This window comes from Halobaculum limi (assembly GCF_029490015.1).
GTDB lineage: Archaea > Halobacteriota > Halobacteria > Halobacteriales > Haloferacaceae > Halobaculum > Halobaculum limi.
The window spans coordinates 1,803,050-1,828,597 of sequence record NZ_CP120468.1; the positions used below are offsets into that span (position 1 = coordinate 1,803,050).

General features: G+C 65.8%; 23 protein-coding genes, 1 tRNA gene and 1 pseudogene. 12 read left to right on the plus strand and 13 right to left on the minus strand.

Annotation, left to right across the window (positions count from 1 at the left end; translation table 11 throughout):
• Window positions 1-61: 61 nt before the first annotated feature.
• A complete protein-coding gene (locus P0D77_RS08990; protein WP_277552660.1) occupies window positions 62-3,115 on the plus strand; it encodes an FAD-binding and (Fe-S)-binding domain-containing protein in 3,054 nt (1,017 codons plus the stop codon).
• Between the two features lie 76 nt (window positions 3,116-3,191).
• Window positions 3,192-3,395: a hypothetical protein gene (locus tag P0D77_RS08995; RefSeq protein WP_277552661.1), complete on the plus strand. Its 204-nt coding sequence runs from the start codon at window positions 3,192-3,194 to the stop codon at window positions 3,393-3,395.
• 42 nt (window positions 3,396-3,437) lie between these two features.
• Here P0D77_RS08995 and P0D77_RS09000 read toward each other — a convergent pair whose 3' ends face one another.
• The 4 genes from P0D77_RS09000 to P0D77_RS09015 form a co-directional block, all read right to left on the minus strand.
• Complete coding sequence (locus P0D77_RS09000) at window positions 3,438-3,746, minus strand: HalOD1 output domain-containing protein (RefSeq protein ID WP_277552663.1); 309 nt, start codon at window positions 3,744-3,746, stop codon at window positions 3,438-3,440.
• Window positions 3,747-3,926: 180 nt separating this feature from the next.
• Window positions 3,927-5,075: a pyridoxal phosphate-dependent aminotransferase gene (locus P0D77_RS09005; protein WP_277552665.1), complete on the minus strand. Its 1,149-nt coding sequence runs from the start codon at window positions 5,073-5,075 to the stop codon at window positions 3,927-3,929.
• Window positions 5,076-5,141: 66 nt separating this feature from the next.
• Window positions 5,142-5,585 carry a GIY-YIG nuclease family protein gene (locus tag P0D77_RS09010; protein WP_321170525.1) on the minus strand — a complete coding sequence of 148 codons (444 nt, stop codon included), beginning with the start codon at window positions 5,583-5,585 and terminating at the stop codon, window positions 5,142-5,144.
• The gene (locus P0D77_RS09015) at window positions 5,582-6,013 is read right to left on the minus strand and encodes a methylated-DNA--[protein]-cysteine S-methyltransferase (protein ID WP_432764841.1); all 432 of its coding nucleotides are present in this window, start codon (window positions 6,011-6,013) and stop codon (window positions 5,582-5,584) included. Before P0D77_RS09015 ends, P0D77_RS09010 begins: the two co-directional genes overlap by 4 nt.
• A 141-nt stretch (window positions 6,014-6,154) precedes the next feature.
• On the opposite strand from P0D77_RS09015, the gene P0D77_RS09020 reads away from it, so the two are divergent.
• From P0D77_RS09020 to P0D77_RS09050, 7 genes are all read left to right on the plus strand, one after another.
• Complete coding sequence (locus P0D77_RS09020) at window positions 6,155-6,613, plus strand: restriction endonuclease (RefSeq protein WP_277552667.1); 459 nt, start codon at window positions 6,155-6,157, stop codon at window positions 6,611-6,613.
• Complete coding sequence (locus P0D77_RS09025; protein ID WP_277552669.1) at window positions 6,610-7,083, plus strand: SRPBCC domain-containing protein; 474 nt, start codon at window positions 6,610-6,612, stop codon at window positions 7,081-7,083. The genes P0D77_RS09020 and P0D77_RS09025 overlap by 4 nt, the downstream gene beginning before the upstream one ends.
• A 28-nt stretch (window positions 7,084-7,111) precedes the next feature.
• Complete coding sequence (locus tag P0D77_RS09030; protein ID WP_277552670.1) at window positions 7,112-9,484, plus strand: DEAD/DEAH box helicase; 2,373 nt, start codon at window positions 7,112-7,114, stop codon at window positions 9,482-9,484.
• A gap of 156 nt (window positions 9,485-9,640) precedes the next feature.
• Complete coding sequence (locus P0D77_RS09035; protein WP_432764795.1) at window positions 9,641-10,927, plus strand: ABC transporter substrate-binding protein; 1,287 nt, start codon at window positions 9,641-9,643, stop codon at window positions 10,925-10,927.
• A gap of 10 nt (window positions 10,928-10,937) precedes the next feature.
• The gene (locus P0D77_RS09040) at window positions 10,938-11,987 is read left to right on the plus strand and encodes a carbohydrate ABC transporter permease (protein WP_277552671.1); all 1,050 of its coding nucleotides are present in this window, start codon (window positions 10,938-10,940) and stop codon (window positions 11,985-11,987) included.
• On the plus strand, window positions 11,984-12,919 hold the full coding sequence (locus P0D77_RS09045; protein WP_277552673.1) for a carbohydrate ABC transporter permease: 936 nt from the start codon (window positions 11,984-11,986) through the stop codon (window positions 12,917-12,919). Before P0D77_RS09040 ends, P0D77_RS09045 begins: the two co-directional genes overlap by 4 nt.
• 121 nt (window positions 12,920-13,040) lie before the next feature.
• Window positions 13,041-14,189: an ABC transporter ATP-binding protein gene (locus P0D77_RS09050; RefSeq protein ID WP_277552674.1), complete on the plus strand. Its 1,149-nt coding sequence runs from the start codon at window positions 13,041-13,043 to the stop codon at window positions 14,187-14,189.
• Between the two features lie 236 nt (window positions 14,190-14,425).
• On the opposite strand, the gene P0D77_RS09055 is transcribed toward P0D77_RS09050, so the two are convergent.
• Window positions 14,426-15,046, minus strand: coding sequence for a hypothetical protein (locus P0D77_RS09055; protein WP_277552677.1), 621 nt, complete (start codon window positions 15,044-15,046; stop codon window positions 14,426-14,428).
• Window positions 15,047-15,264: 218 nt separating this feature from the next.
• On the opposite strand from P0D77_RS09055, the gene P0D77_RS09060 reads away from it, so the two are divergent.
• Window positions 15,265-15,993 (plus strand): pirin family protein, encoded by a 729-nt coding sequence (locus P0D77_RS09060; RefSeq protein ID WP_277552678.1) that lies wholly within the window; start codon window positions 15,265-15,267, stop codon window positions 15,991-15,993.
• A 23-nt stretch (window positions 15,994-16,016) separates the two neighbouring features.
• Here the strand turns inward: P0D77_RS09060 and P0D77_RS09065 are convergent, their stop codons facing one another.
• Together P0D77_RS09065 and msrA are read right to left on the minus strand one after the other, a co-directional pair.
• On the minus strand, window positions 16,017-18,854 hold the full coding sequence (locus P0D77_RS09065) for a right-handed parallel beta-helix repeat-containing protein (protein WP_277552679.1): 2,838 nt from the start codon (window positions 18,852-18,854) through the stop codon (window positions 16,017-16,019).
• A 360-nt stretch (window positions 18,855-19,214) separates the two neighbouring features.
• Complete coding sequence (msrA, locus tag P0D77_RS09070) at window positions 19,215-19,766, minus strand: peptide-methionine (S)-S-oxide reductase MsrA (RefSeq protein ID WP_277552681.1); 552 nt, start codon at window positions 19,764-19,766, stop codon at window positions 19,215-19,217.
• Between the two features lie 145 nt (window positions 19,767-19,911).
• Here msrA and P0D77_RS09075 point away from each other — a divergent pair, with 145 nt between their 5' ends.
• Window positions 19,912-20,571 (plus strand): DUF7504 family protein, encoded by a 660-nt coding sequence (locus P0D77_RS09075; protein WP_277552683.1) that lies wholly within the window; start codon window positions 19,912-19,914, stop codon window positions 20,569-20,571.
• A 15-nt stretch (window positions 20,572-20,586) separates the two neighbouring features.
• Here the strand turns inward: P0D77_RS09075 and P0D77_RS09080 are convergent, their stop codons facing one another.
• The 3 genes and pseudogenes from P0D77_RS09080 to P0D77_RS09090 all read right to left on the minus strand — a co-directional run bounded on the left by P0D77_RS09080 (window position 20,587) and on the right by P0D77_RS09090 (window position 23,079).
• Window positions 20,587-21,063, minus strand: a complete 477-nt coding sequence (locus P0D77_RS09080; RefSeq protein WP_277552685.1) for a DUF7522 family protein — start codon at window positions 21,061-21,063, stop codon at window positions 20,587-20,589.
• 85 nt (window positions 21,064-21,148) lie between these two features.
• A pseudogene (locus P0D77_RS09085) lies at window positions 21,149-21,478 on the minus strand (CHY zinc finger protein); the annotation flags it as partial.
• A 593-nt stretch (window positions 21,479-22,071) separates the two neighbouring features.
• Entirely contained in the window at window positions 22,072-23,079 is a 1,008-nt protein-coding gene (locus tag P0D77_RS09090; protein ID WP_277552687.1) for an NAD-dependent epimerase/dehydratase family protein, read from the minus strand.
• Window positions 23,080-23,439: 360 nt separating this feature from the next.
• On the opposite strand from P0D77_RS09090, the gene hsp14 reads away from it, so the two are divergent.
• A complete protein-coding gene (hsp14, locus tag P0D77_RS09095) occupies window positions 23,440-23,892 on the plus strand; it encodes an archaeal heat shock protein Hsp14 (protein ID WP_277552689.1) in 453 nt (150 codons plus the stop codon).
• A gap of 108 nt (window positions 23,893-24,000) precedes the next feature.
• Here the strand turns inward: hsp14 and P0D77_RS09100 are convergent, their stop codons facing one another.
• The 3 genes from P0D77_RS09100 to P0D77_RS09110 form a co-directional block, all read right to left on the minus strand.
• Window positions 24,001-24,642, minus strand: a complete 642-nt coding sequence (locus P0D77_RS09100; protein ID WP_277552690.1) for a dienelactone hydrolase family protein — start codon at window positions 24,640-24,642, stop codon at window positions 24,001-24,003.
• Window positions 24,643-24,789: 147 nt separating this feature from the next.
• A tRNA-Thr gene (locus tag P0D77_RS09105) sits at window positions 24,790-24,863 on the minus strand.
• Between the two features lie 33 nt (window positions 24,864-24,896).
• A complete protein-coding gene (locus P0D77_RS09110; RefSeq protein ID WP_277552692.1) occupies window positions 24,897-25,442 on the minus strand; it encodes a GNAT family N-acetyltransferase in 546 nt (181 codons plus the stop codon).
• Window positions 25,443-25,548 lie beyond the last annotated feature (106 nt).

A 25,548-nucleotide genomic window follows, 5' to 3' on the forward strand; every position in this document is an offset into this window, starting at 1 on the left:
CCGCTGGATCCGAGCGCTCCCGCGGGCTTATGTGACTCCCACACACACCATCACCTAACCGATGTCTTCCGATTCACCCGCGCCGCCCGACGGCGGACCGGACCTGACGGACGCGGACTACGACTACCGCTCGGACGACGTGCGACAACCGGGGCTCGTCGCGGATCTGGAGGAGCGACTCGACGGCGACGTTCGCTTCGACACCTACTCGCGGCAGCTGTACGCGACGGACGCGTCCGCCTACCAGCAGTTGCCCATCGGCGTCGTCTTCCCACGCCACACGGACGACGTGGCCGCGACGATGACGTACTGTGCCGACAACGAGATTCCCGTCCTCCCGCGTGGCGGCGGCACGTCGCTGGCGGGACAGACGGTCAACGAGGCGGTCGTCCTCGATTTCACGCGGTACATGAACGACCTCGTCGACCTCGACCCCGACGCCCGCGAGGCGACCGTCGAGCCGGGGTGTATCCTCGCGAACTTGAACCAGGCGGCGGCCCCACACGGCCTGAAGTTCGGGCCCGACCCGGCGTGGCGCGACAAGTCCGCCATCGGCGGGGCCATCGGCAACAACTCCACCGGGTCGCACTCGCTGAAGTACGGGAAGACCGACGCCTACGTCGAGTCGTGTGAGGTCGTCCTCGCGGACGGGAGCGTCGAGACGTTCGGCGAGATTCGCGTCGAGGAGATGCGTGCGGCCGCCGACCCCGACGGTGACCTCCTCGCCCGTATCTACGCGGCACTGGTCGAGATACTCGACGAGGAGGCCGACGAGGTGACTGCCCGCTATCCCGAGATGAAGCGCAACGTCTCGGGGTACAACCTCGACGTGTTGGTGCAGGAGGCCCGCGGCGAGTGGGCCGACGGCGACGACCCCGGCGAGGAGGGCGTCGTCAACCTCGCGCGACTGTTGTGCGGGAGCGAGGGGACGCTCGGCATCGTCACGGAAGCGACCGTCTCACTCGTCGAGGTGCCCGAGACGAAGGCGGTGGCACTGCTCACCTACGACTCGCTGAACGAGGCGATGGACGACGTGGCACCGATTCTCGAACACGACCCCGCCGCCGTCGAGGTGATGGACGACACCCTCCTCGACTTAGCACGCGAAACCACCGAGTTTGGCGACGTGGTCGGCCTCCTCCCCGACGGCACCGACTCGGTGTTGCTCGTGGAGTTCTATGCCGAGAGCGACGACGACGGGCGACAGAAAGTGGCAGACCTGTTGGCCGACCGCCGGCCCGGGACGGACACCGAATTCGACCCGAGCGACGACCGGGTCGACAGCGGTGAGACGGTGCGTGCGCGGGCGGCGATGGAAGCACACGACGAACAGCGCCGCGCGACGTTCTGGAAGATGCGGAAATCCGGGCTTCCGATCCTCTTGGGTCGCACCTCCGACGCCAAGCACATCTCGTTCATCGAGGACTGCGCCGTACCCCCCGAACACCTCTCGGCGTACGTCGAGGACTTCCAAGAGATACTGGAGGAGGTCGGCACGTTCGCGTCCTTCTACGCGCACGCAGGGCCGGGCGTCCTCCACGTTCGTCCGCTGGTGAACACGAAGTCGCTTGAGGGGATGGAGCAACTGGAGGCCATCGCGGAGGGAGCGACCGACCTCGTCGTGAAGTACGGCGGCAGCGTCTCGGGCGAACACGGCGACGGCCGCGCGCGTACCCAGTGGAACCGGAAACTGTACGGTGACGACCTCTGGAACACCTTCCGCGACCTCAAGACGGCGTTCGACCCCGACTGGCTGTTGAATCCGGGCAACGTCTGCGGCGACCACAGCCTCACCGAACACCTCCGATTCGACCCCGAGTACGCCTTCGACGCGGGATTCGACCCCGAACTCGACTGGGACAACGAGAACGGCTTCCAGGGGATGACGGAGTTGTGTCACGGCTGCGGTGGCTGTCGCGGCGAACAGGACACGACGGGCGGCGTGATGTGTCCCACCTACCGCGCGGCCGACGAAGAGATACAGAGCACGCGCGGCCGGGCGAACCTTCTGCGCGGCGCGATGAGCGGTGACCTGCCCGCGGACCCGTTCGACGAGGAGTTCGCCAGCGAGGTGATGGACCTGTGTATCGGCTGTAAGGGCTGCAAGCGCAACTGCCCCAGCGGCGTCGATATGGCGAAACTGAAGGCGGAAGTCGCGCACGAAAGCCACGAACGCGACGGTGCGAGCCTGCGCGACCGCCTGTTCGCCAACGTCAACCTCCTCTCGCGAGTGGGGTCGGCGCTCGCGCCGCTGTCGAACCTCGCGACCCGCGTTCCGGGGTCGGGCGTCGTCGGCGAGAAACTGCTCGGCATCGCCAGCGAACGCGAGTTGCCCACGTTCCACCGCGAGACGCTTCGCGACTGGTTCGACGCCCGCGGTGGGTCCCGTGTCGCGGCGGCCGACGCCGAGCGAGTCGCCGTCCTCGTCCCCGACACGTACACGAACTACAACCATCCCGAGGCGGGGAAAGCCGCAGTCGGTGTACTGGAGGCCGCGGGCGTGCGCGTCGAACTCGCGGACGTCGAGGACACCGGGCGACCCGCCTACAGCCTGGGGTTCCTCGATACGGCCCGCGAGCGAACCGCCGCCGCCGTCGAGGACCTCGCGCCGCGGGTCGAAGCCGGGAAAGACGTGGTCGTGGTCGAACCCAGCGAGGCCGTGATGCTGCAGTCGGATTTGCTCGACTTCCACGGGGACGAGCGTGCGGCGTCGGTCGCGGCGAACAGTTACGGTGTCCTCGAGTACGTCGACACGTTCCGACTCGACGAGGCGATGGACCTCGCGGGGTCGGGGTCGCTGACGTACCACGGCCACTGCCACCAGAAGGCGACCAAGAAGGACCACCACGCGGTCGGCGTCCTCCGACGTGCGGGCTACGAGGTGGACCCGCTCGACTCCACGTGCTGCGGGATGGCCGGGAGTTTCGGCTACGAGGCCGAACACTACTCGATGAGCACGGCTATCGCGGATATCCTCTTCGGTCAGGTCGACGCCAGCGCCGGGACGGAGGTGACCGCACCCGGCGCGTCGTGTCGCTCGCAGTTGGGCCACCGCGACGGCACCGACGAAGAGCCGCCACACCCCGTCGAGAAGGTCGCAGCGGCGCTCCAGTGAGTAACGCGGGACGCGGGGTCGCCGCGGGGTCGCGCCCCCGCGACAGCGTTAACTCAGCGCAGGCAGACTCGCCAGTATGAATCGTCTGACCGCGCTTCCGCTGTTCGGCTTCTTCACCGTCTTCGGTCTGGTGTACGTGTTCGGCGGATTCTCGGGAGTGCCGTTCGCCGACCGTGCCGGCGGGTTCGTCCTCGGGCTACTCACTATCCTCGCGATGGTCGCCGGCTTCGCGTTCGCGAAGGGGTATCGCGGCGACGGCGACGAGGACGGCTCCGCGTGAGTCGCGAGTGCGTCGCACCCTCTCACCGACTCTTCGCGCCGGTCAGACGTCGAACGCCTCGACGAACTCCGTCCCGTCGACGACGACGGTTCCTTGGCCGTCGACGGTGACGGTGTGACCGTCGTACTCGAACGAGAGCGCCCAGTCGACGTCGTCGTGGTCGGCGAGCGTCTCGAGGACGTCGACGTCGACGACCGACTGCAGTTGGACGCGCAGTTCCGTCGGAGCGACGTCTTTGACCGACGCCACCGAGTCGATGATGGCTGTCTGCGGCGTCGTTGCCTCTGACGAGTCCGTCGTATCGGCGGCCGATTCGACCTGTGCCACGTCGAACGATTTGAGTGAGTTCATAGTTGGCTGTTGGCAGGTGGGGGAGCCGAGTCACGAGTGACGCACTGTCGTCGCAGGCCCGAGTTGTTCCCCCGACTTGTACCGAGTACAGTCGGATAGATACACGAGTGGAAGATAAACCTATGTCAGACATATGATCTGACGTCGAATAGTCCTCCGATATCGGTCGGCAATACGCCGTCAGAGGTCGTCGAGGACGGACCCGAACGCGTCGAGCGCCGCCGCACACGCGTCGGGGTCGCGACCGAGTGAGACGCGCACGCCGTTGTCCATCCCGAAGAAGCGACCGGGGACGACGAGGATGCCGGCGTCCCACGCGGCCTCGCTTACGGTGTCGCCGTCGGCGCGGTCGTGTTCGAGATAGCCGAACGGTGACCCCGGATCAACCGTCCCCGAGAGGTCGTCGCGGTCGTCGAGGAAGGAGGAGAGGAGGTCGTGGTTCGCGCGGCAGTGGTCGCGCGCGTCGGCGACGAGGTCGTCACGGTGGGCGAAGAAGCGCCGCGCTAGTGCCGTGCTCGGTCGAGCGAGCGCGGGGACGTGTTCTTCCACTCGGCGGGCCCGGTCGACGAACTCCTCGGGGCCGACGACCCAGCCGACGCGGAGGCCGCCGAGGCCCTGGAACTTCGTGAGCGACCCGACGACGGCCGTCGACGGCAGGCCGGCGGCGGTCGGCCCGCCGAACGCGCCCGCGCCGTCCTCGCTGGTGTACGGCGCGTACACCTCGTCGACGAGGAGGTAGCCGCCCGTCTCGTCGACCACGCCCGCGGTGGCTTCGAGCGTCGACCGCGTCGTCAGCCGCCCGGTCGGGTTGTGGCGGTTCGTCACCGTGACGTGCGCGAGCGGCCCCGTCAGGTCGCTGGCGGCCGCCTCGATGCGGTCGGGGTCGAGTGTGGCGTTCGGCTCCGGCCGCAGGAAGCGGGCGACCTGCAGGCCGAGGCCGCGGGGCGTCTTCACGAGCGGTTCGTACCCCGGTCGCTCGACCAGCGCACGCGGTCGGGGAACGTCGTCGTCGCCAATCGCGTGGGGACCGGTGTCGGACGCGCCCGCTCGCTCGCGGGCGGCCCCGCCCGCCGCCGCCGACGCGAGGAAGTCGGCGTGAGTCGCGCCCGCCGTCAACAGCACTTGTGACTCGTCGACGTCGTACTCGGCGGCGACGGACGCCCGAAGCGAGCGATCAGTCGTCGGTGGCTCTAGCCCGGCGAGTCGCGGCGGCACTGGGTCGCCCGGGTCGCCGGCTGGCAACGGCCGCAGGTCGCTCGAGCCGAGGTCGTGGTCGGCCGCGGTCGGGCGACCCTCGATCCACTCGATGTACGCGAGCGGCGGAAACATAGCCGCCGGTTCGCGGCGTGACGCAAAAACGCACCGTGTGCGAGCCGCGACGGTGGTCGCGAGTCGTTACTCGGAGACGGCATCGTACACGCGCCCGACGGCAGCGACGGCCGCATCGGGGCGTGGGTAGTACGAGAGGTGCGACGCACAGCCGCAGTCGGACGCGCCGAACCCCTCGACCGGCCCCGACGCGAGGTCACGCGCGACGGCACACTCCGCGTCGCGGCCGCCACCGAGTCGCTCGACGGCGACCAGCGAGACGTCCGAGTGGCCGCCGAGGTAGTCGACGTGCCAGTGGCGCACGTCGTGGTCGCCCGCGGCGACGCGGCGGTGTCTGTCGACGCGCGAGAAGCCACCCGATCCGAGCGCGCTCCCGGTGTACGCGTAGCCGCCGGCAGGGAACGTGTAGGTCCCGAGCGCACCGACCTCGACCGTCGCTCGCTCGGGGAGCGAGAAGACGAGCGTGTACGTTCCGCCGTTCGCGTCGCTGTCGTCGTCAGTCTCACTCACGATTCGCTGTCCCCGTCTGCGGCGGTGAGCGTCGTCTGCACGGAGTCGGTGCGCTCGTGGTCGAGGAGGCGGCGCTTGAGGTCCGGGCCACCCACCGCGGAGAACCCGCCGATGCCGTCGGCGGCGACGACGCGGTGACACGGGACGACCAGCGGAACCGGGTTGCGCCCGCAGGCCGCGCCGACCGCCTGCGGTGCGCTGTTCAGGTCCCGTGCGAGGTCGGCGTACGTTCGCGTCTCGCCATACGGAATCGTCGCCATCGCGCCCATCACGCGCCCGGTGAAGCCGTCGGGATGTCGAACTGGCAGGTCGAACGACGTTCGGGTTCCCTCACGGTACTCGCGGACCTGTCGTCTGATGTCGTCGGCGTCGGCGTCGACGAAGGCGGCGTCGAGAGTGAGTCGACCGCCCGGGACGTCGACCGTCAGCGGGTCGTCGTAGGCGGCCGTCTTCGCCGTCGGGTCCATACGGCTCCCTTCGGTCGAACCGTAATCAACCCGGCGGCGGTCGTGGCGTGGTCGACCGTCCGCGCCCGACAGCGTTTATCGGTCGGCGGTCCAAGTCGGTGTATGCACCACCCGGCGGACAGACTCGCCGCGCTCTCGGACGCAGCGTTCGCGACGTTCGCCGAGCGACTCGGTCGCGTCTGGCCTGACTACGACGCCGTCGCCGCGCCGACGACGCCCGAGGGTGTCGTCGAGGTGTCGCTCGTTCGTGAACGACCGGACCGACCCAACGACGCTGACCGACCCGCAGACGCCGAGCGAGCGGTCCTCCGCGTCTCCCGCGAGTCGGTCACGCTGGAGGAGGTGAACGAGTTCGCGGTGTTCGCGGCCGAGCGGGGACTGGCGTTCGCGGTGCTCGCGACCGTCGACGAGGTGACCCGTGAGGCGGCCGCACGGGCGCGAGCGGCCCCGGTCGAGGTGTACGACGGCGTGGGCCTCGTCTCGATGGCCCGTGACGCGGGCGTCGAGATACCGACGCCGAGCGACGAGTCGAGTGACGACTCCGACACCGATCACCGATGATCGGCAGCGATCCGACCGTCGAAGCGAGCGTCGTCGTCGACGCGTCGCCAGCGGCGGTGTGGCAGACGTTGACCGCCTTCGACGCGTATCCGGAGTGGAATCCGCTGATCCGTCGGGTGTCTGGCCGACCGACGGAAGGCCACAAACTCGGCGTGTTGCTCACGCAGAACGGAATCCCGCCAACGCTCATCCGCCCGACGGTGACGCGTCTCGTCCCGGAACGAGAACTCTCGTGGCGCTCTGCGGCACCGATTCCGGGGTCGTTCGAAGCGACCCATCGGTTCCTCCTCGAACCGCTCACGGACGGCGAGCAGACGCGGTTCACGCAGACGGAGACGTTCGGCGGCGTCGCTGCCGGCCTCGTTCCGCGCGGCCTCCGCACGCGGATCCGCGAGGGATTCGTCGCGATGAATGAGGCGCTGGCCGCGCGAGTCGAACGCGAGCAGGACTCGTCGCATCGCAATCGGTAAGCACGGCCGTCCCGTGGGATCGACACCCGTGGACGACACCGTCTCGTGGCTCCGCTCGCTCCCCTACTACGAGGGACAGATCGCCGACGACCGGACGCTTCCCGGTCGCGACCCGGCGTTCGCCGACGTCGACCTAGAACCCCGCCTGGCGGGTGCACTCGCCGACGACGGCATCGAGTCGCTGTACGACCATCAAGCGCGAGCGGTCGAGGCGATTCGCGACGGCGGCGACGTCGTCCTCGCCACGCAGACCGCCAGCGGAAAGTCACTCGCGTACACCGTCCCCGCGTTCGAGCGAGCGATGGACCACGGCGGCCGGACGCTGTATCTCGCGCCGCAGAACGCCCTTATCGCCGATCAAGAGGAGACGCTCTCCGATCTGGCACACGGCCTCGGCTTCGGCTCACGCGTCTCCGTCGACCAGTACACTGGACGGCTGTCGAAATCGGAGAAGCGAGACGTGCGCGACCGTCGGCCGACGGTCCTCCTGTCGAACCCCGATATGCTCCACTACGGACTGCTCCCGTGGGCGTACAAGCACTGGGAGTGGTTCTTCTCGTCGCTGGAGACGGTCGTCATCGACGAGGTGCACGGCTATCGCGGCGTGTTCGGGAGCCACGTCTCGCTGGTGATGCGTCGGCTGAACCGCATCTGCGAGCGCTACGGCGCGGACCCACAGTTCGTCTGCTGTTCGGCCACCATCGGCAACCCGGTCGAACACGCCGCACGCGTCACGGCCCGCCCGGAGTCGGGGTTCACACTCGTCGACGAGGACACCTCCGCGCGCGGCCCGCGCCACTGGCTCCTCTGGAATCCGCCGGAGTACACGGGACAGCAGGCAGAGCGACAGTCCGGGCGGCGTCGGTCGAGCCACACCGAGACGAAGCGCCTGTTCTGTGACTTGATCCAGCAGGGGCTCCAGACACTCGTGTTCACGCGGTCGCGACAGACGGCCGAGCGATACGCCAGCGACTCGGCCAGCGAACTCCGCACTCGGGGCGAACACGACCTCGCCGGGCGGGTGGAGGCGTATCAGGCGTCGCTGACGAACGAGCGCCGACGCGAGATAGAGCGAGGCCTCCACTCGGGCGACGTGGCGGGCGTGTGGTCGACGAACGCGCTCGAACTCGGCGTCGACGTGGGCGGTCTCGACGCCGTCATCCTCGACGGGTACCCCGGCACGCGAATGTCGGCGTTCCAGCAGGCCGGCCGCGCCGGGCGGGGGACCGACGACGCTCTCGTCGTGTTGGTCGCTGGCGAGGACCAACTCGACCAATACCTCGCGGCCAACCCGGACGACCTGTTCGAGGGCGACCCCGAGCGAGCGATGGTCGACCCCGAGAACGGCGAACTCCTGCCCTCGCACGTCGCGGCGGCGGCCGACGAGAACTGGCTCAGCGCGGCCGACGAGTCGCACTTCGGCGCGTCGTTCCCCGACGTGGTGGAGTCGCTAGAGGCAGCGGGGCGACTAGAGCGGATGGACACCGGCCGCGGCGTCCGGTGGACGTACGACGGGCCGGGGAGCGCCCAGCATTCGATGAGCCTCCGGACCATCGACGACCGCGAGGTGGACCTGATGGACGCTCGGAGCAACGAGGTCATCGCGTCCCTGTCGTTCGGTGACGCGCTTCGGGACGCTCATCCCGGAGCCATCTACCATCATCAAGGGGAGACGTACGAGGTGGACGAGTTGGACCTCGACCGCGACGTGGCGCGTCTGCGTCCGACGTGGGCCGACTACTACACGCGCGTCCTGACCGACAAAGACGTGACCGTCAACGACGACATTCAGTCGAGACCGCTCGATGCACGACCGGACACTGAGGTCCGATTCGCAGACATCACCGTCACCGAACAGATCACGGGATTCGAGCGGAAAGACGGCTCGACCGGCGAGACGATGGGCGGGCAGTTGCTCGACCTGCCGGAGACGGAGTTGCGGACGCGGGCGCTGTACTACACCGTCCCGGTCGACGTCGAACGCGAGATGCGCGAACTCGGCGGCGACGAGGGGTTCAACGGCGGCATCCACGCGGCCGAACACGGCTCTATCTCGCTGATGCCGCTCGACCTGCTGTGTGACCGGGCGGACATCGGCGGCGTGTCGACGCCGATGCACCCGCACACGGGGCAGTCGACGGTGTTCATCTACGACGGCTACCCCGGCGGCGTCGGCCTGACGCGCGAGGCGTATCGGAGCGCCGACGGACTGCTCGCACGGACGGCCCGAATGATCGCGGCGTGTGACTGCGCCGACGGCTGTCCTGCCTGCGTGCAGTCGCCTCACTGCGGGAACGCGAACGAACCGCTGTCGAAACCAGAGGCGGTGCTCCTGTTGAACGCGCTCGCCGGAACTGACGAATCAGTTCCCGATCCTTCGTCTGCGGAGACGGACTCGTAGCACCGGACCGTTCGCGTCGCGTTCTGAGACGAATCGTCGGTATTCGAAAGGTACAACGGCTGTTGTTGTGATTTTTCACTCTTGACAGAGTAAATACGCAACGGTTAAACAGGATGGTGGGAAACATTCGAGTGACTCCACGCTGGAGGATCTATTATGAAGGACACGAGCCCAACTCGGCGTGACGTACTGAAGGGTGCTGGCGGCCTCGGTGCCGCGGGCATGATCGGACTGGCTGGCTGTACCGGCGGAGGCGGCGGCGGTGGCGGCGACGCCCCCGTCGAGGTGCTCCACGGCTGGACCGGTGGCGACGGACAACGCGCAGCAGAGGCGTTAGAGGAGGCGTTCAACGAGGCCCACTCCGACGTGGAACTCGACATGAACCCCATCGGCGGCGGTGGTAACCAGAACCTGGACGCCGTCGTCGCGAACCGCCTACAGAACGACAACCCGCCGAGTTCGTTCGCGAACTGGCCGGGCCCCAACCTCGCCCGCTACGAGGGCGTCCTCGGTGACATCTCCGACCTCTGGGAGGAGACAGGCTTCACCGACAGCCACATCGACGAGGCAGTCGAACTGCACCAGTACAACGGCGCGTTCCGCGCCGTCCCGCTGGGTTCCCACCGCCTGAACTGCCTGTTCTACAACACCGCCGTCGTCGAGGAGGCGGGCGTCGACCCCTCCTCGCTGACGAGCGCACAGGACCTGCTCGACGCCTTGGAGACGGTCGCCAGCGAGACGGACAAGATTCCGATGACCCACGGTGGCAGCGGGACCTGGACGAAGACGCAGTTGTTCGGCGTGATGCTGCTGTCGACGGCCGGCTACGACGGCTATATGAACTTCGTGAACGGCGATCCCGCTCGCGAGGATGTGCAGGGTGCGTTCGAAGCGCTCGCCACGGTGTTCGAGAACTACATCAACGAGGACTCCGCGTCCATCGGCCTGACCGAGTCCAACCAGAACATCATCAACGGCAACGCGGCGTTCATCCACCAGGGCAACTGGGCCGCCGGTGCCTACCGGAACGCCGAGGACTTCAACTACAACGAGGACTGGGGCTTCAAGACGTTCCCCGGCACGGAGGGGATGTACACGCTCCACTTCGACTCGTTCCTCTACCCGTCCAACAACCCGTCCCCTGAGAACACCCGCACGTGGCTTGAGTTCGTCGGCGGCGAAGACGCTCAGGTCGCGTTCAACCAGTTCAAAGGCTCCATCCCGACCCGGACGGACGTCGATATGTCCGAGTTCGGGCCGTACCTGCAGGAGACGGCGATGGACTTCGAAGAGGCCGACCAGCGGCCCCCGAACATCCAGCACGGCCTGGGCATCTCCGCGGAGACGCGTTCGACGCTGAACGACGTCATCTCCAGCGAGTTCTCTGGCCCGTACAACGTCGAGGCAGCCACCGACGGCTTCGTCGACGCGGTCTCCAACTGAACGCGTCGTTATGCGCGATTTTCTTTCGAACCAACGGACCCGGATCCGCCGCGTCGTCGGACGCGGGGGCCCGGCGAGTGACGACGCCGAAGACGACCCGGCGGGCACGGACGACGACGGGCTGGTCGTGACCGACGGCGGGACGGCCACCCGCTCGGAGGGGCTGCTCGACCGTCTCGACGACCGCTTCGGCGAGGACTTCGCGGAGTCGGCCCCGTTCTGGCTCCCGCCGTTCCTGCTGATGGCGCTGTTCGTCTACGGCGCTATCGCGTGGAACTTCGTTATCTCGCTGACGGATTACCAGGGGTTCATCGGTCCCGACTACTCCGACCTCGACTTCGAGATGTACGCCCGTGCCATCGGCGACTCGGGCGTCATCGACGCGACAGTCAACACCTTCCTGTTGGTCGTCGCGTTCACGGCAGTTGCGCTCATCGTCGGGATGATGCTCGCCATCCTCATCGACCGCAACATCCGCTTCGAGAACACGTTCCGCACCATCTACCTGCTCCCGATGAGCCTCTCGTTCGTGGTGACGGCGCAGTTCTGGCTGTGGATGTACAACTTCAACAACGGCGTCGTCAACATCCTCCTCGGGACGTTCGGGATCGGACCGATCGACTGGATCGGTAACTCACAGATCGTCTTGTGGGCGGTGGTGTTCGCGCTCGTGTGGCAGTTCTCGGGGTACACGATGGTCGTGTACCTCGCGGGGCTTCGCGCCATTCCGACCGAACACTACGAGGCCGCCCGCGTCGACGGCGCGTCGACGCTGAAGATGTACTGGCGGGTGATCATCCCGCAGTTGAAGGGGTCGACCATCAGCGCCGCCATCGTCCTGATGGTGTTCGCGCTGAAGGCGTTCGACTTCCTCTACTCGCTGGTCAGCGGCTACCGGCCGCCGAACGGTGCAGACATCCTCGCGACCAAGATGGTCCGCGAGGCGTACAGCGTGAACAATTGGGCGTACGCGTCGGCCATCGCGATCATCCTGTTCTTGATGGCCATCTCGATCATCGGCCCGTACCTATACTACCAGTACTCGCAGGGTGAACTATGAGCGACGCAACCGACACCGACCAGCAAGGAGCACTCGCCGGGGTCCGCGAGGACCTGGCCGCCATCGACCCGTACCGCGTCGGTCTGTACGCAACGGTGCTGGGGCTGACGGCGTTCTACCTCGCACCCATCGAATCCGGCCTCGTCACCGCGTTCAAGACGAACCCGGAGGGAATCAGTTCGACGCTGCCGTTCGCGCCGCCGCCGGGGCGGTACTTCACGCTGGAGAAGTGGCAGACCGCGTTCCAGGCGCTGAGTCGCGGGATGATCAACAGCGCGCTGTACGCCGTCCCCGCGACTATCATCTCCGCGATGCTGGGGAGTTTCGCGGCGTTCGGCCTGACGCAGGCCGACTGGCGTGCGCGGTACAAAGCGCCGGTGCTCGCGCTGTTCGTCGCGGGCATCTTCATCCCGTACCAGGCGGTGCTGGTGCCGCTCTCGCAGTTCTGGGGCTCCGTGCCGCTGCGGGAACTCCTCGCGCCAGTCTGGGCACTCGGCATCTCCAGTGCGTACACCGGGATCATCGAACTGGTGATCACACACGTCGCGTACGGTATCCCCATCTGTATGGTGCTGTTCCGCTCGTACTACAGCAACATTAGCGGGGAGATGGTCGAGGCCGCACGCCTCGACGGGGCGTCGTTCCGCCGGGTGTACCGCCGGATCATCTTCCCCATCTCGACGCCGATGTTCGCGGTCGTTCTCATCTACCAGTTCACACAGATCTGGAACGACCTGCTGTTCGCGCTCATCCTCGTGTCCACCGAGTCGAGCCCGGCCGCGCCGGTCGTGCTCATCCTCGCTGGTCTCGGAGAGTCGATGGAGGGACAGGACTTCGCACTGCGGATGGCCGGGGCATTCATCGCCGCGTTGCCGACGCTCATCGTGTACGTCCTGTTCGGCGAGGAGTTCGCCGAGGGGGTGGCGACGTGAGGTGCGAGGCCGACCAGCGGGAGGCCGCGACCCGAACGGGGACCACGCTCGCGCCGTCCGACGCATCGCCAGTTGACCGACCGACCCAGCCCCGCGGGGGACAGACGGGGGGACAGTAGCTATGGCACGACTCGAACTCGACGACGTACGGAAGGTGTTCACCGACGACGACGGCAGCGATATCGTCGCCGTCGACGACGTAACGATCGATATCGAGGACGGAGAGTTTCTCGTCCTCGTCGGTCCGTCAGGCTGTGGGAAATCGACGACGCTGCGGATGATCGCCGGACTGGAGACGATCTCCGGCGGCGACATTCGCCTCGCCGGCCGCTCCATCGCGGGGAAGAAGCCGCAAGACCGGGACATCGCGATGGTGTTTCAGTCGTACGCGCTGTACCCGCATATGACGACGCGACAGAATATGTCGTTCGGGCTGGAGGAGTCGACCGACCTCCCGGACGACGAGATCGAATCCCGCGTCGAGAACGCCGCGGCACTGCTCAACATTCCCGAACTGCTCGACCGCAAGCCGAGCGAGTTGTCCGGTGGCCAACAGCAGCGTGTCGCACTGGGTCGCGCAATCGTCCGCGAACCAGAGGTGTTCCTGATGGACGAACCGTTGTCGAATCTCGACGCCAAACTCCGCTCGCAGATGCGGACGGAACTCCAGCGCATCCAAGAGGATCTGGGAACCACGACCGTCTACGTCACGCACGACCAGACGGAGGCGATGACGATGGGCGACCGCATCGCCGTCCTCGACGGCGGGGAACTCCAGCAGGTAGGGACGCCGTTGGAGTGTTACCACCGCCCAGCCAATCGCTTCGTCGGTGGATTCATCGGCGAACCGGCGATGAACTTCTTCGAGACGACCGTCGAGGGCGACCGACTCGTCGCCGACGCCTTCGAGTACGTCCTCTCGCCGGAGGTTCGTGAGGATTTGGGCGACGCGACCGAGGTGACACTCGGCATCCGACCGGAGGATATCGAAGTGAACGTCGGCGTCAAGGCGAGTGCGGCCGACGAGTTCGACACCGTCGTCGACGTGGTCGAACCGATGGGCAACGAGAACGCGGTGTACCTCGGCTTCGGCGAGGACCCCTCTGACCCGTTCGTCGCGACCGTCGGTGGGATGCGTCGTATCGAGGGCGGCCAGCGTGTCGTCGCTCGCTTCCCCGAAGACGCCATCCACCTGTTCGACGCCCAGACGGGCGATGCGCTTCACAACCGTTCACTGGAGGAAGCCGAGGACGTCGAACCGCGCATCTGAGCGGTACGCCCGAACCGCGTTCGACCGATCGATTTTTTGTCGCCACTCGTCGCCGACCGACAGTTAGACGAGACTTAGGACGATGCCGAATGCGATGAGCGCGAACGTCACGAGTACCACGAGGAGGAAGAACTGATCTGATCCGTCCATACACACGGATACGGCCCCCCTCGCACAAAACGTTCGGTCATCTCGCTACCCGAAACACCAGACACACGGACCGAGTGGCCGCCCGATCACAGGTGGATGTCCGCCTCCGTCAGGCCGCGCGCATACAGGTACGTCGAGACCACCTGCAGGACGACGCCGATGCACAGCGCCGTGACGGCGACGGTGCCGACGTTGAGGCCGTACCCGCTCGGGGCGTAGGGGTTGCCGCCGCCGGTAGCGATCCACGCTTGGAGCGTCTTACCGCCACCGAACCCCACGAGGACGAACAGGTACGTCGCGACGGTGGCGATGGTCCCGGTCGCGAGGCCGAGCATTGAGCACAGATCCTCGAAGTTGAGGACCGACTGAGCGGTGTGCTCGTCGAAGTCGTCGCCGCGCCACAGACGGAACGCGCCGACAGCAGAGAGACCGGCGCCGGCAGTGCCGATGACCGTGACGGCGACGAGTGCGAGCACCGCCACCTTCGGTGCGGCACCGACTACCGACCTGCTGAAGTACGCCTGTTTGATCTCCGGCGGAAGCAGCGCCAGAATAGGGAGGATGGCGGCAAGTACGTGCAGAAGGTAGCCCTGTACAGTCAACTTTCTCGACAGCGGCTGTTTGAACCACCCAAAGCGTCCTGCTCGGAGTCGTTCGTACACCGAGTCCGACAGGATCGCTCTCGTGATCGGATCATCCGAATCCATTGGCGGAGGCTCTACGGTTGGTAGGCATAACGTTACCGACAGTGGTGATAGCCATCAGACAACCGTCTGTAGACTACTTCGGGGGCATCCTTCGTCATCGAAGGAGCGTATCTGAGATCCGAACGACCTACCCCATCTGAACCAGTCGGGAGTGACCTTCCGGTGACAGGGTGGTTATGTCTCTCGGTCGCGACGTCCCGAACGGTGACTGCCTCTCGATGAGCGATCCAACTCCACTGCCCGGCGGCCGAGTCAGACACGGGACCGGCGTGAACTCGACCCGGGCGTTTCCCACCGAGGCGTACCCCGAGAACCTCGACCCGTTCGTACTGTTCGAGCGCTTCTACATCGACCCCGACGCGGGCTTTCCGATGCACCCGCACCGCGGGTTCGAAATCGTCTCGTACATGCTCGAGGGCGGGATGGAACACGAGGACTCACTGGGCGTCTCACACACCGCCCGCGCCGGCGACGCGATGCGGATCACGACCGGCAGTGGGATCCGCCACTCGGAGTTTCCCGCCGACGACGCTGGCTGTTCGGGCCTCCAACTGTGGGTCAACCTCCCTCGCGACAAGAAAGCGGTCGACGCGGACTACACCGACGCGGCCGCCGGCGACCTCCCCACCGAACAGGTCGACGGTGCGACTGTGACGACCGTCGTCGGTGACGGTTCTCCCCTCGACCTGCACACACCGATGGAGTACCTCGACGCCCGTGTCGACGACGAGTGGACGTTGACCGTCCCCGACGACTGGGTCGGCTTCCTGTTCGGTATCGACGGCAACGGGACGGTGAACGGGAACGCGTTCGCGTCGGGTGACGTACTGCCAGTCACGACGGCGCAGTCGGTGTCGGTCGCGACTGAGGGTAGCCTTCGCGTCGCCGCGGTGTCCGGGCGGCCGCACGGAGAGCCAATTCGCCAGCGCGGGCCGTACGTCTTGTAGCCGACTCGCAGTTTGCTCCCTGCTCAGTCGGTCACCTCGTCGGTCACGTCCTCGCCGTCGAGGATTATTTCGTAGCCGTCGTCGACGCCGCTGATTTCGACCGAGACGATGTCGCCGGTGATGGTGAACGCGTCACCCGAGTTGCCCCCGGTCGACCCCCGGATGGTCACCGTCCCGTCACCGTTGACGGTGACCGAGTCCCCGGAGTCGGCGGCGACGTCGTCGGTCGCAGTCTTCTCAGCACTTCCATCCACGACGATTTCGTAGTCGAACTGGTTCTCTTCGGTCGAGAGTATCTCCAGAACCGACTCGTCGCTGTCGTCGGCATCATCACCGTCGTCTGCGTCGTCGCCGTCGTCGGTCACGATGTCGCCTGGCAGTTCGTCGCCGTCGACGAGAATCTCGTAGCCGTCGCTGACGCCCGAAATCTCGACGGAGACGACCTCGCCGGTGATGGTGAACGCGTCGCCGGAGTTGCCACCGGTCGACCCACTGATCGTCACTGTTCCATCCCCGTTACTGGTGATCGAATCACCGGAGTCGGCGGCGACGTCGTCGGTGGCGGTTTTCGATGCGCTCCCGTCGACGACGATTTCGTAGTCGAACTGGTTCTCTTCGGTCGAGAGGATCTCTAAGACCGACTCTTCGGGTTCTCCGTCGTCTGCGTCATCAGTATCGTCGCCGTCATCTGCGTCGTCGCTGTCGTCGCTATCGTCGCCGTCATCTGCGTCGTCGCTGTCGTCGCTATCGTCGCCATCATCTGCGTCGTCACTGTCGTCGGTCACGATGTCGCTCGGGACTTCTTCCCCGTCGAGGAGGAGTTCGTACCCGTCACTCACTCCCGAAATCTCGACCGAGACGATGTCGCCGGTGATCGTAAACGCATCTCCGGAGTTGCCTCCCGTCGACCCGCGAAGCGTCACCGTGCCGTCGCCGTTGTCGACGACTTCATCGCCGGAGTCGGCGGCGACGTCCGCAGTCGCGGTCTTCTCAGCACTTCCATCCACGACGATTTCGTAGTCGAACTGGTTCTCCTCGGTCGAGAGTATCTCTAGGACCGACTCTTCGGATTCTCCGTCGTCGCTACCGTCACCGTCGTCTGCGTCGTCGCTATCGTCCGTCACGAGGTCGCTCGGGACGTCCTCACCATCGAGGAGGAGTTCGTACCCGTCGCTGACGCCCGAGATTTCGACGGAGACGACCTCGCCGGTGATGGTAAACGCGTCGCCGGAGTTTCCTCCCGTCGATCCACGGATCGTCACGGTTCCGTCACCGTTGTCGACGATTTCGTCGCCAGAGTCGGCAGACACGTCGTTAGTCGCGGTTTTTTCGGCGGTTCCATCCACGACGATTTCGTAGTCGAACTGATTCTCCTCGGTCGAGAGGATTTCCAGCAGCGACGGTTCGGTGTCGCCATCGTCACCGTCGTCGCCGTCGCCGTCGACAACGACCGGAACGAACACGCCACTCGTTCGAATCGTCGCGGCGAATCGGTCGCCGTTCACACTGCCGACGGCGACCCGCGACCAGTCGGTGCCGTCGTACCGCCACAGGTCGACCTCGTCGTCGGTGTAGTTCGCGCTGTCGAGGCGGAACGACACCCGCATCGGTGCGGGCAGTCGCTCGACGGCGAACCCCTCGCTGGCGGCCGCCGCGCCCGGAAGCCCTCCGGGCACGTCGGCGCGTGCGACGGTGTCGAGTTCGAACGGGTCGTCCTCGTCGTACGAGAACTGGGCGCTTCCCGCGACGAACGAGGTGGTCACCACGTCGCCGACGGTCACACGTGAGAGTCCTAACTCGTCTTGCGCCGCGCGGAGTTGTGCCCCGTCGTTGCCGCGCAAGACGACGTTCGCGAGGCGGTCGCCGCCGGCGTAGTCTGCGACGACGCCTGGACCGCCGTTGGATTCGACGACGGTGTCGGCGATGGTGTTGTTGTAGCTGTCCGAGAAGCTGATGCCCGGTCCCTCGTTGTCTGCGATCTGACTGTTCTCGATGCGATTGGACTCCACGTCGTCGCTGAGGCGAACGGCCGCGCAGGTGTCACACTCGGCGCCGTTGCCGGTCGCGGTGACTCCGGTGAAGGTGCTCCGTCCGACGTTCTGCGCGAGATACAGCCCCGTGCGGTCGTTGTCGCGGACGGTCACATCACGGACGTCGACGTCGTACGTCTCCCAGAAGTAGACGCCGAAGCGGTTCCCGTTCGCCGTCACGTCACGTATCTGTGTGTCGTCGACCTCGCTGAAGGAGATGCCCGAGACGACGTTGTCGGTGGCGGTGACGCCGACGACGCGGGCGCTCGTTCCGCTCCCGGCGATGGTTCCGACCTCCAGACCCCAGTACCACTCGGAGACCTCGACGTTTCGAACCGTGACGTTCTCCACTGGCACGTCTGCGGAGTCGTCACGTGACGCGTTGTACACGAGAATCCCGGTCGAACGGTCGACGCTATCGCCGGATATCGTGTGCCCGTTCCCGTCGAATACAACGTTCGACGACCGGATGTGGAGACAGACGCCGGAGATGTCCGCCTCGATGTCGTCGACCAGTTCGTACACGCCGGGGTCGTCGATGACCCCACACGAACTGATCTGCGAGATGGACTGGCTGGTGGCTCCGTTGGAGGGGTCACCCGTCGCTCCGTGATCGGAGGTGTTGCCGCCGCCGGAGGTGAGACGAGCAGGGCTGTCGGCTCCCGCGGCGAGTGCGAGTGAACCTACCTCGCCGCCAGTCAGCGCGTCGTCACCGGCCAGTGCGGCAGGCGTTCCACCCGCGACAACGCCGACGCCGCCGGTTCCGGTGACGACGGCGACAGTCACCAACAGCACGACGAGGCGCGACCCGACGGTTCGCGGTCCGGTCATCGTCGGTCGCCCTCGCCGTGTGGGTCACTCCGTCGGTCGTCGTGCGCGATTCCCCCCGGAACGCTGCGGATGAACGAGTGCGTCATAGCTGGGCTGCCGTCCGGCGTCTGAACGACTACAGTCTCGTCGCCACCGTGTGAACAAAATTATACATTCGCTACGCGCCCGAACGCAACCACCCACGCTGGTTTCACTCGGCTTACTGCGTGTGTGCGACCACGACGGCGACCACGGCAGACCGCCCGACTCGCGGCCGATGTCGGCCATCCTATGTGATAAGGAATCGTTGTGGTCAGTATCGGGTGAATACGGTGACGAGGCGGGGGCAGTGCTACGCTGAAACCGATACAGGGGGTGGGTTCAGGCTCGCTGTTCCTGACGGACGAGGTCCGCGAACTTCTCGCGTACCTTCCGAATCTTGGGTTCGGCGTTGAACGAGCAGTAGCGGTCGTCGGGGTTCTTTTCGTAGTAATCCTGGTGGTACTGCTCGGCCTCGTAGAAGGCGTCGAGCGGTTCGAGTTCGGTGACGATGTCGTCGTCGTACGCGCCCTCCGCTTCGAGTTCGACGACGAACCGCTCGACGATGTCACGCTGGTCGTCCGTCTCGTAGAGGACGATCGAGCGATACTGCGACCCAACGTCCGGTCCCTGTCGGTTCAGCGTCGTCGGGTCGTGGACGGTGAAGAACACGCCCAGCAGGTCGGCGTACGTGATGGTCTCGGGGTCGTACTCGACGCGCACGACCTCGGCGTGGCCGGTCTCTTCGCGGCACACCGCCTCGTAGGTGGGGTTCTCGACGTGGCCGCCGGCGTAGCCGGAGGTAACCTCGTGGACGCCGTCGAGTTCCTTCAGCGCCGCCTCGATACACCAGAAACAGCCGCCGCCGAACGTCGCAGTCTCGGTCTCAACCATATCCGATCACAGGCGCTGGCGGCGGTTAAGACTCCCGTCGCCGGCATCGACGACACTGGTGGGTGCCGGTCTGTCTCGGCTCTGACGACCGAATCGACCGACCCAACGGACAAACGCTTTGTGTCCTCCCTCCCGTCGTACTGGCGTGACCGGTGGAGTAGGTGACAGTCGCTCGACGCTGACGCCGCTACGGCCGGGAGAGCTATCACCGGGGACGAACGTCCTGGTCGCCGGACCAGGCCTCACTGGGAAACGCGACGTCCTGCTGGAGTTGCTCGGGGCCGCGCCCGACCCGGAAACCGTGTTGGTGACGACGAAACACCAACCAGACGTCCTCCGAGAGCAGTTTCACACACGCCACGGCAAGGAGTGGGGGCTGACGTTCGTCGACTGTATCTCTCGGCAGCGGTCGATGGCCGCCACTCGCGACACCGACGAGGTGACGCACGTGAGCGGGCCGGGTGACCTCACCGGCATCGGTATCGCCGCGAGCGGCCACCTCTACGAGTGGTATCGCGCGGACGAGCGAATTCGTGGGTCGCTCGGCATCCACTCGCTGTCGACGCTGTTGATGTACGCCGACCTCCGACGGGTGTACCAGTTTATGCACGTCGTCTCCGGTCGGGTCAACGGTGCCGACTGCATCGGCGTGTACACACTCGATACTGTCGCGTCGAACCCGGAACCGGCCGAACGGTTCACACAACTGTGTGATGCAGTCGTCGAGACGAGACAAGGCGAGAACGGACCGGAACTGCGCGTTCGCGGCGGCGACTTCGGGCCTCGGTCGTGGACCGAGTGGTGAGAGCGCCGACCGCGGTCAGTCGTCCGAGAGGAACTCTCCGACCAGATCCACCAGCGGCGACTCCTGTCGGTCGAACACGAACATCATCCCCGACCACTCGCCGGAGGGGAACACCGCGACCAGCACCTCGTCGTACCAGCGAATCGTCGCATCGAGGCTCCCGAAGTCGTAGAGGCTGGCCTCCTGTGCCGGTTCACCGAGTCCCTTGAGTGTCAGTTCTTCCATCCGCTGGCGGAGGTCGGCGGGTGGGAACTGCTCGCGGACGTCCCCACGAACGAACAGCGGTTCGATAGACTGCCCCTCGTATCGGACGGCGAGTCGGAGGGCATCGGTGTCCTCGCGGACGGAACCGATCAGCCCCTGTATCTCCGTGTCGAGTCCGCTGAGTTCGTCGGCCGCGTCGTCGAGTTCCTCGTCGAGGTCGGTCGGTGGGTCCTCGAGTTCTTTCGTCAGGTCGTCGTCGAGCGGTTCGACGGGCGCGTCGTCGCTCACGGAGGGAGGTGGTCCGTGCGACGCTTGAAGATACCGGTGGCAGCGGTCGCCGACGAGGCGCGGCGCGTCGAGCGTTAGTGGGTGGTCACTCTTCGCGTGCGGAGACGCCCTCGAAGTAGCGGTTGTAGTGGGTAGCACAGCCGGGATTGAACGCGGCCGAACACGCCGGACACGCGAAGTCGGCGGCGAGATACGCGTCGACGGAGAGGCGTTCGCCACAGACGCCACACAGTACGGCAGGGTCAGCGAAGCGGGGACGCGGCCACGGCTCTGAATCGTGGGCAGTGACGGCGTCGTGGCACTGTGAACACGGGTAGTAGGACTCACAGCACCCGAACCGAAGCGCGATGACGTCTCGCGGGCCATCAAAGTGCCGACATCGGGTTTCAGGCCCGACGTCGACGCCGTGGACGGGCGTTCCGTGGACGGATCTGCGCTCGGGGGACGACTACGGTCTGCAAAAACGGTTCCGACCCGGAACTCGAACGGTTAGTACCGTACTTACCCGACTCCTCTTGGTGTCCCGATGGCTTCGGGATTCGGCCGTGACGTGGCTGTAACTGTCTATCGCGGCGTACTCGCACGTCTCGTCTGTCCCACGGCTGTTGCAATCTGACGTCAGTCTGTAGGCAAACGACTAACGAGCGGATAACTATACGCCCGGCGGCCATCCTACAGGTTGCTCGTCGACAGGGTCTCGTCGCCCCCCTGGAAACGAGCGGACATCGAGTGCCGCAACCTGGCCGCTCCCCGGCGGTCGACGGCGGACTCGAATCGGCCCTCGGTAGGGCCCCACAGGCTGTCGCCATCGCACCGCACTGTCCGAGCCGCGTTCTCCACGGCGCGGCCGACTCCGGTTATCGGCTCGCGGGTGAACTCCAACCCATCACCCGCTTTTTGAGCCTGACACACGAGCGACTCGGGAGCCCTCCGACATCTGTCTTTGTCGACGTGATCGATCAGGTGACTGTTCGGAATGTAGTACGTCCTACTGGCACGCACCGCTGTTCACCTTTCGTGTGAGTCGGCCACGAACGCCGACCGCGCGGACCGCCACGCCCCGATGATCGTGTCGTCGTTCTCGCTGTCCCACGGATCGATACGCCCCGCGGATTCCAAATGGTCGATCGTCCGTTCGACACCTTCTCTGAACGAGATTGTGTACTCGAACTCGAGGTCGCGGCGAGCCTTCGCGTTGTCGAACACCGTGGAGAACTGGAAGTGGTTCTTCAGCCCCTCAGTTCGTTCGGGAGCGGCCTCGAGTAGCGCGTCGGTCGGAATGTGAACGAGGTCAGGTTCGGGCGCGCCGAGTGCGTCGGCGACGACGTGGTGATACTGGTTCCAGGTGATGACCTCTTCGCTGGTGACGTGATACGTCTCGCCGCGGGCGGCGGGCGTCTCGACGGCCGCGACGAACGCACTCGCGACGTCGTCGCGGTGACACGGCCCCCACAGCGACTGCCCGTCACCGTGGACGACGACCGGCTTCCCCTTCCGGAGACGGTCGAGGTAGTAGGTGCCGCCGCCGAAGGTGTGCAACACCGACCCGCCCTCGCCGTACGTACTCCACGGCCGGATCGTCGTCACGTCGAAGGCATCGCCGTGGGCGGCCGCGAACACTTCCTCACAAGCGGCCTTGTTCGCGCCGTACTCGCTCACCGGCGGCGTCGTGGGTGCGTCCTCCGTGACGGGGTTGGTCGGAAGCGGGCGATGGTACACGTCGACCGTCGAGCAGAAGACGTACTGCTCGATGCCGTCGAACACGTCGACGGCGGCCGACGCCTGCTCGGGGTCGAAACACACCATATCGATCACGCAATCGGGGTCGACGCGGTCGCGGGCGTCCCGGAGCACGGTCGCGTTGTCACGGTCGCCGTGGACGAACTCGACTGCCTCCGGAAGCGTCGCCTCGGTCTGCCCGCGCGTGAAGCACGTCACGCTGTGGCCTGCATCGACCAACTGACGGGTGATGCCGGTGCTGATGAGGCCTGTGCCGCCGATGACGAGGACGTTCATACGGGCCGGTCACGGGGAGGTGGTCTAAAGCCAGGGGTGAGGGTGGGCCACGGCGGACGGGGGTACGACGGGGCACACACCGCACCGACCACGTCAGCGTCTACGACTCGGTACGTACCGCGGGTCCATTTCAGCGGGTTGGGGACTTGTTTCTGGAACTTTGCCCGTTGAGTGAGTGGACAACTATGGTTGAGGCTGCCGTCGAGTCGCAACTGATCGTCTCTCCACAGCCCCTAGTGCGAGTGGCAGCGACGAGAGAAGCAGTGTCCCCGGCTCTGTAGACGGGGTATTCTCACCTCACAACAACGGCCACGATGATATTTGATTGACATTGTCGTACCTTCGATCTGGAGAGCCGATATGAGCACGTCCAGAAACCCGTTCGAGGAGTTAGAGGAACTGCTCGAACGAATGAGCCGACAGTTCGAAGAATCGCCGTACGTGTGGGAACCAGAGGGGCGGATCGGAAAGTTGACCGCGAAGTTCGAGGCGATGCCGGTCGACGTGGCAGACCACGACGCGGAGTTCGTGGTGACCGTCGACCTGCCGGGGTTCGACAGAGACGACATCGACGTCCGTGTGACGGATCGGACGCTGCACATCGACGCCGACCACGAGGAGGCAGTCGACCAAGCGGAAGAACAGTACATCCGCCACGAGCGTCGCCGCGAGTCGATGCAGCGGTCGATTCGGCTCCCGGGCGACGTGGACAAAGAGCAGGTGAACGCCCGGATGAAGAACGGCGTCCTCACCGTCACCCTCCCGAAGGTCGAAGCCGAGGAGGCTCGGTCGATCGACATCGACGTGGAGTAACGATCCGCCTCGGAGTTCGAACCGCTGTTCGTCTCTCGGCGGCGGATCACAGTCGACCGTGTCGTGGATGGCCGCCGATGATGCTGCCGTGTTCCGCACGAGGAGCGTTCAGGAGAGTTCCTGTTCGAACCAGTCGGCAGCGAGTTCTGCGACCACTTCGAGTTCCCCCGTTCCCTCGAAGAGATGACCCGCGTCGTCGACGACTTCGAGCGCGTTGGGGCACGTGAGCGCGCCCTGTGCAGCACGGTTGAGTTCCAACACGGCCGTGTCGGCACCGCCGACGACCAACAACGTCGCGGCAGTCACCTCGGGGAGTCGCTCTGTTGCGAGGTCGACGCGACCACCGCGGGACACGACGGCGTCGACGTCGTCCCCGCGGGTCGCTGCCGCTCGAAGGGCGGCGGCGGCACCCGTGCTCGACCCGAAGTACCCTATGTGCAAGTCGCGCGTCTCCTCGCGTCCGCGAAGCCACTCGGTTACCGCGAGGAGACGCTCGGTGAGGAGGTCGATGTCGAATCGGGTCTCGTACTCACGATCTTCTGTCTCGGTGAGCAGATCGAACAGAAACGTCCCCAGTCCGTGGCTACGGAGCACCTGCGCGACGAAGTTGTTCCGTGGACTGTGTCTGCTGCTGCCGCTCCCGTGTGCGAACACGACGAGGCCAATCGCACCCGCAGGGAGTGTTAGCTCACCCTCGAGTTCGACGCCGTCGACGGGGACTGCCACCGTGTCTACCGTCTGGTCGCTCATAGGTAGACCCAGGAGCGCGTGAACTGTTACTGTGCTTACGAGAAGGTCACCGATAGCGACCACGATCCGAGCGGATCCGCGACCTCGTTCGGCGGTGACACTACTCGTGTGAGAACCTGACGAGAATATTCCGTGCCACTAGAGAAAAGCCGGGGGCGGGATTTGAACCCGCGAAGTCTCGATTACAAGTCGAGTGCATGCACCGCCCATGCTCCCCCGGCGCGGTCGAGTGTACTTCGGCCTCCGTTTAATCGCTATCGCTTCGGGTCGTCGGTCAGCAACTTCTCCAACTCCACGCGGTGTTGGTCGTAGCCGTGGCGTTCGTAAAAGCGACGGGCGCCGACGTTGCCCGCCATCGCTTCGAGACAAACCACGTCGACGCCTGACTCCGCGAACGCGGCCTCCGCGTGTGTCAGCAACCGTGCTCCGATACCCTCGTCGCGGTACCCCGGTCGGACGTAGAGGTTGTATATCGTGCCCGTGGTCACGTTCTGTTCGTACCGACCGGAGTCTTGCCCGAACGAGACGAACCCAACGATGTCGCCGTCTTCGGGCGACACCTCGTCGGTGCAGTCGATAGCGACGAACAGGCCGCGAGAGACGACCGCACGCGCGATGGAGTCGACGGCCGCTTGGCGATTCTCCTCAGGTAGCAGGTGTGAGCCGTACGCTCGCTGGTCGCGGGCGAGGTCGACCCACAGGCCCGCGACGGTCTCGGCGTCCTCGATCCGACCGGGTTCGACGACGACACGGTCGGAAGCGTGTTCCTGCCCGTCCGTGTTCCCCTGATCGGTTGTCATCTGACAGTAGTTGGTAGCCCGCTTGCTTGGCCCTTGCGCCTGTGTCAGAGGCGGGGTCGATCCATTCCTGTCGGAAAGCCGACGCCGTACGGCGCTTGAGAGAACG

What these genes read in the sequence shown, in the direction of transcription:
- P0D77_RS09065 (WP_277552679.1), bottom strand. Translation starts at nt 18,854, where the DNA reads ATGACCGGACCGCGAACCGTCGGGTCGCGCCTCGTCGTGCTGTTGGTG.
- P0D77_RS09050 (WP_277552674.1), top strand. Translation starts at nt 13,041, where the DNA reads ATGGCACGACTCGAACTCGACGACGTACGGAAGGTGTTCACCGACGAC.
- hsp14 (WP_277552689.1), top strand. Translation starts at nt 23,440, where the DNA reads ATGAGCACGTCCAGAAACCCGTTCGAGGAGTTAGAGGAACTGCTCGAA.
- msrA (WP_277552681.1), bottom strand. Translation starts at nt 19,766, where the DNA reads ATGGTTGAGACCGAGACTGCGACGTTCGGCGGCGGCTGTTTCTGGTGT.
- P0D77_RS09035 (WP_432764795.1), top strand. Translation starts at nt 9,641, where the DNA reads ATGAAGGACACGAGCCCAACTCGGCGTGACGTACTGAAGGGTGCTGGC.
- P0D77_RS09060 (WP_277552678.1), top strand. Translation starts at nt 15,265, where the DNA reads ATGAGCGATCCAACTCCACTGCCCGGCGGCCGAGTCAGACACGGGACC.
- P0D77_RS09100 (WP_277552690.1), bottom strand. Translation starts at nt 24,642, where the DNA reads ATGAGCGACCAGACGGTAGACACGGTGGCAGTCCCCGTCGACGGCGTC.
- P0D77_RS09110 (WP_277552692.1), bottom strand. Translation starts at nt 25,442, where the DNA reads ATGACAACCGATCAGGGGAACACGGACGGGCAGGAACACGCTTCCGAC.
- P0D77_RS09045 (WP_277552673.1), top strand. Translation starts at nt 11,984, where the DNA reads ATGAGCGACGCAACCGACACCGACCAGCAAGGAGCACTCGCCGGGGTC.
- P0D77_RS08990 (WP_277552660.1), top strand. Translation starts at nt 62, where the DNA reads ATGTCTTCCGATTCACCCGCGCCGCCCGACGGCGGACCGGACCTGACG.
- P0D77_RS09025 (WP_277552669.1), top strand. Translation starts at nt 6,610, where the DNA reads ATGATCGGCAGCGATCCGACCGTCGAAGCGAGCGTCGTCGTCGACGCG.
- P0D77_RS09055 (WP_277552677.1), bottom strand. Translation starts at nt 15,046, where the DNA reads ATGGATTCGGATGATCCGATCACGAGAGCGATCCTGTCGGACTCGGTG.
- P0D77_RS09020 (WP_277552667.1), top strand. Translation starts at nt 6,155, where the DNA reads ATGCACCACCCGGCGGACAGACTCGCCGCGCTCTCGGACGCAGCGTTC.
- P0D77_RS09000 (WP_277552663.1), bottom strand. Translation starts at nt 3,746, where the DNA reads ATGAACTCACTCAAATCGTTCGACGTGGCACAGGTCGAATCGGCCGCC.
- P0D77_RS08995 (WP_277552661.1), top strand. Translation starts at nt 3,192, where the DNA reads ATGAATCGTCTGACCGCGCTTCCGCTGTTCGGCTTCTTCACCGTCTTC.
- P0D77_RS09090 (WP_277552687.1), bottom strand. Translation starts at nt 23,079, where the DNA reads ATGAACGTCCTCGTCATCGGCGGCACAGGCCTCATCAGCACCGGCATC.
- P0D77_RS09005 (WP_277552665.1), bottom strand. Translation starts at nt 5,075, where the DNA reads ATGTTTCCGCCGCTCGCGTACATCGAGTGGATCGAGGGTCGCCCGACC.
- P0D77_RS09040 (WP_277552671.1), top strand. Translation starts at nt 10,938, where the DNA reads ATGCGCGATTTTCTTTCGAACCAACGGACCCGGATCCGCCGCGTCGTC.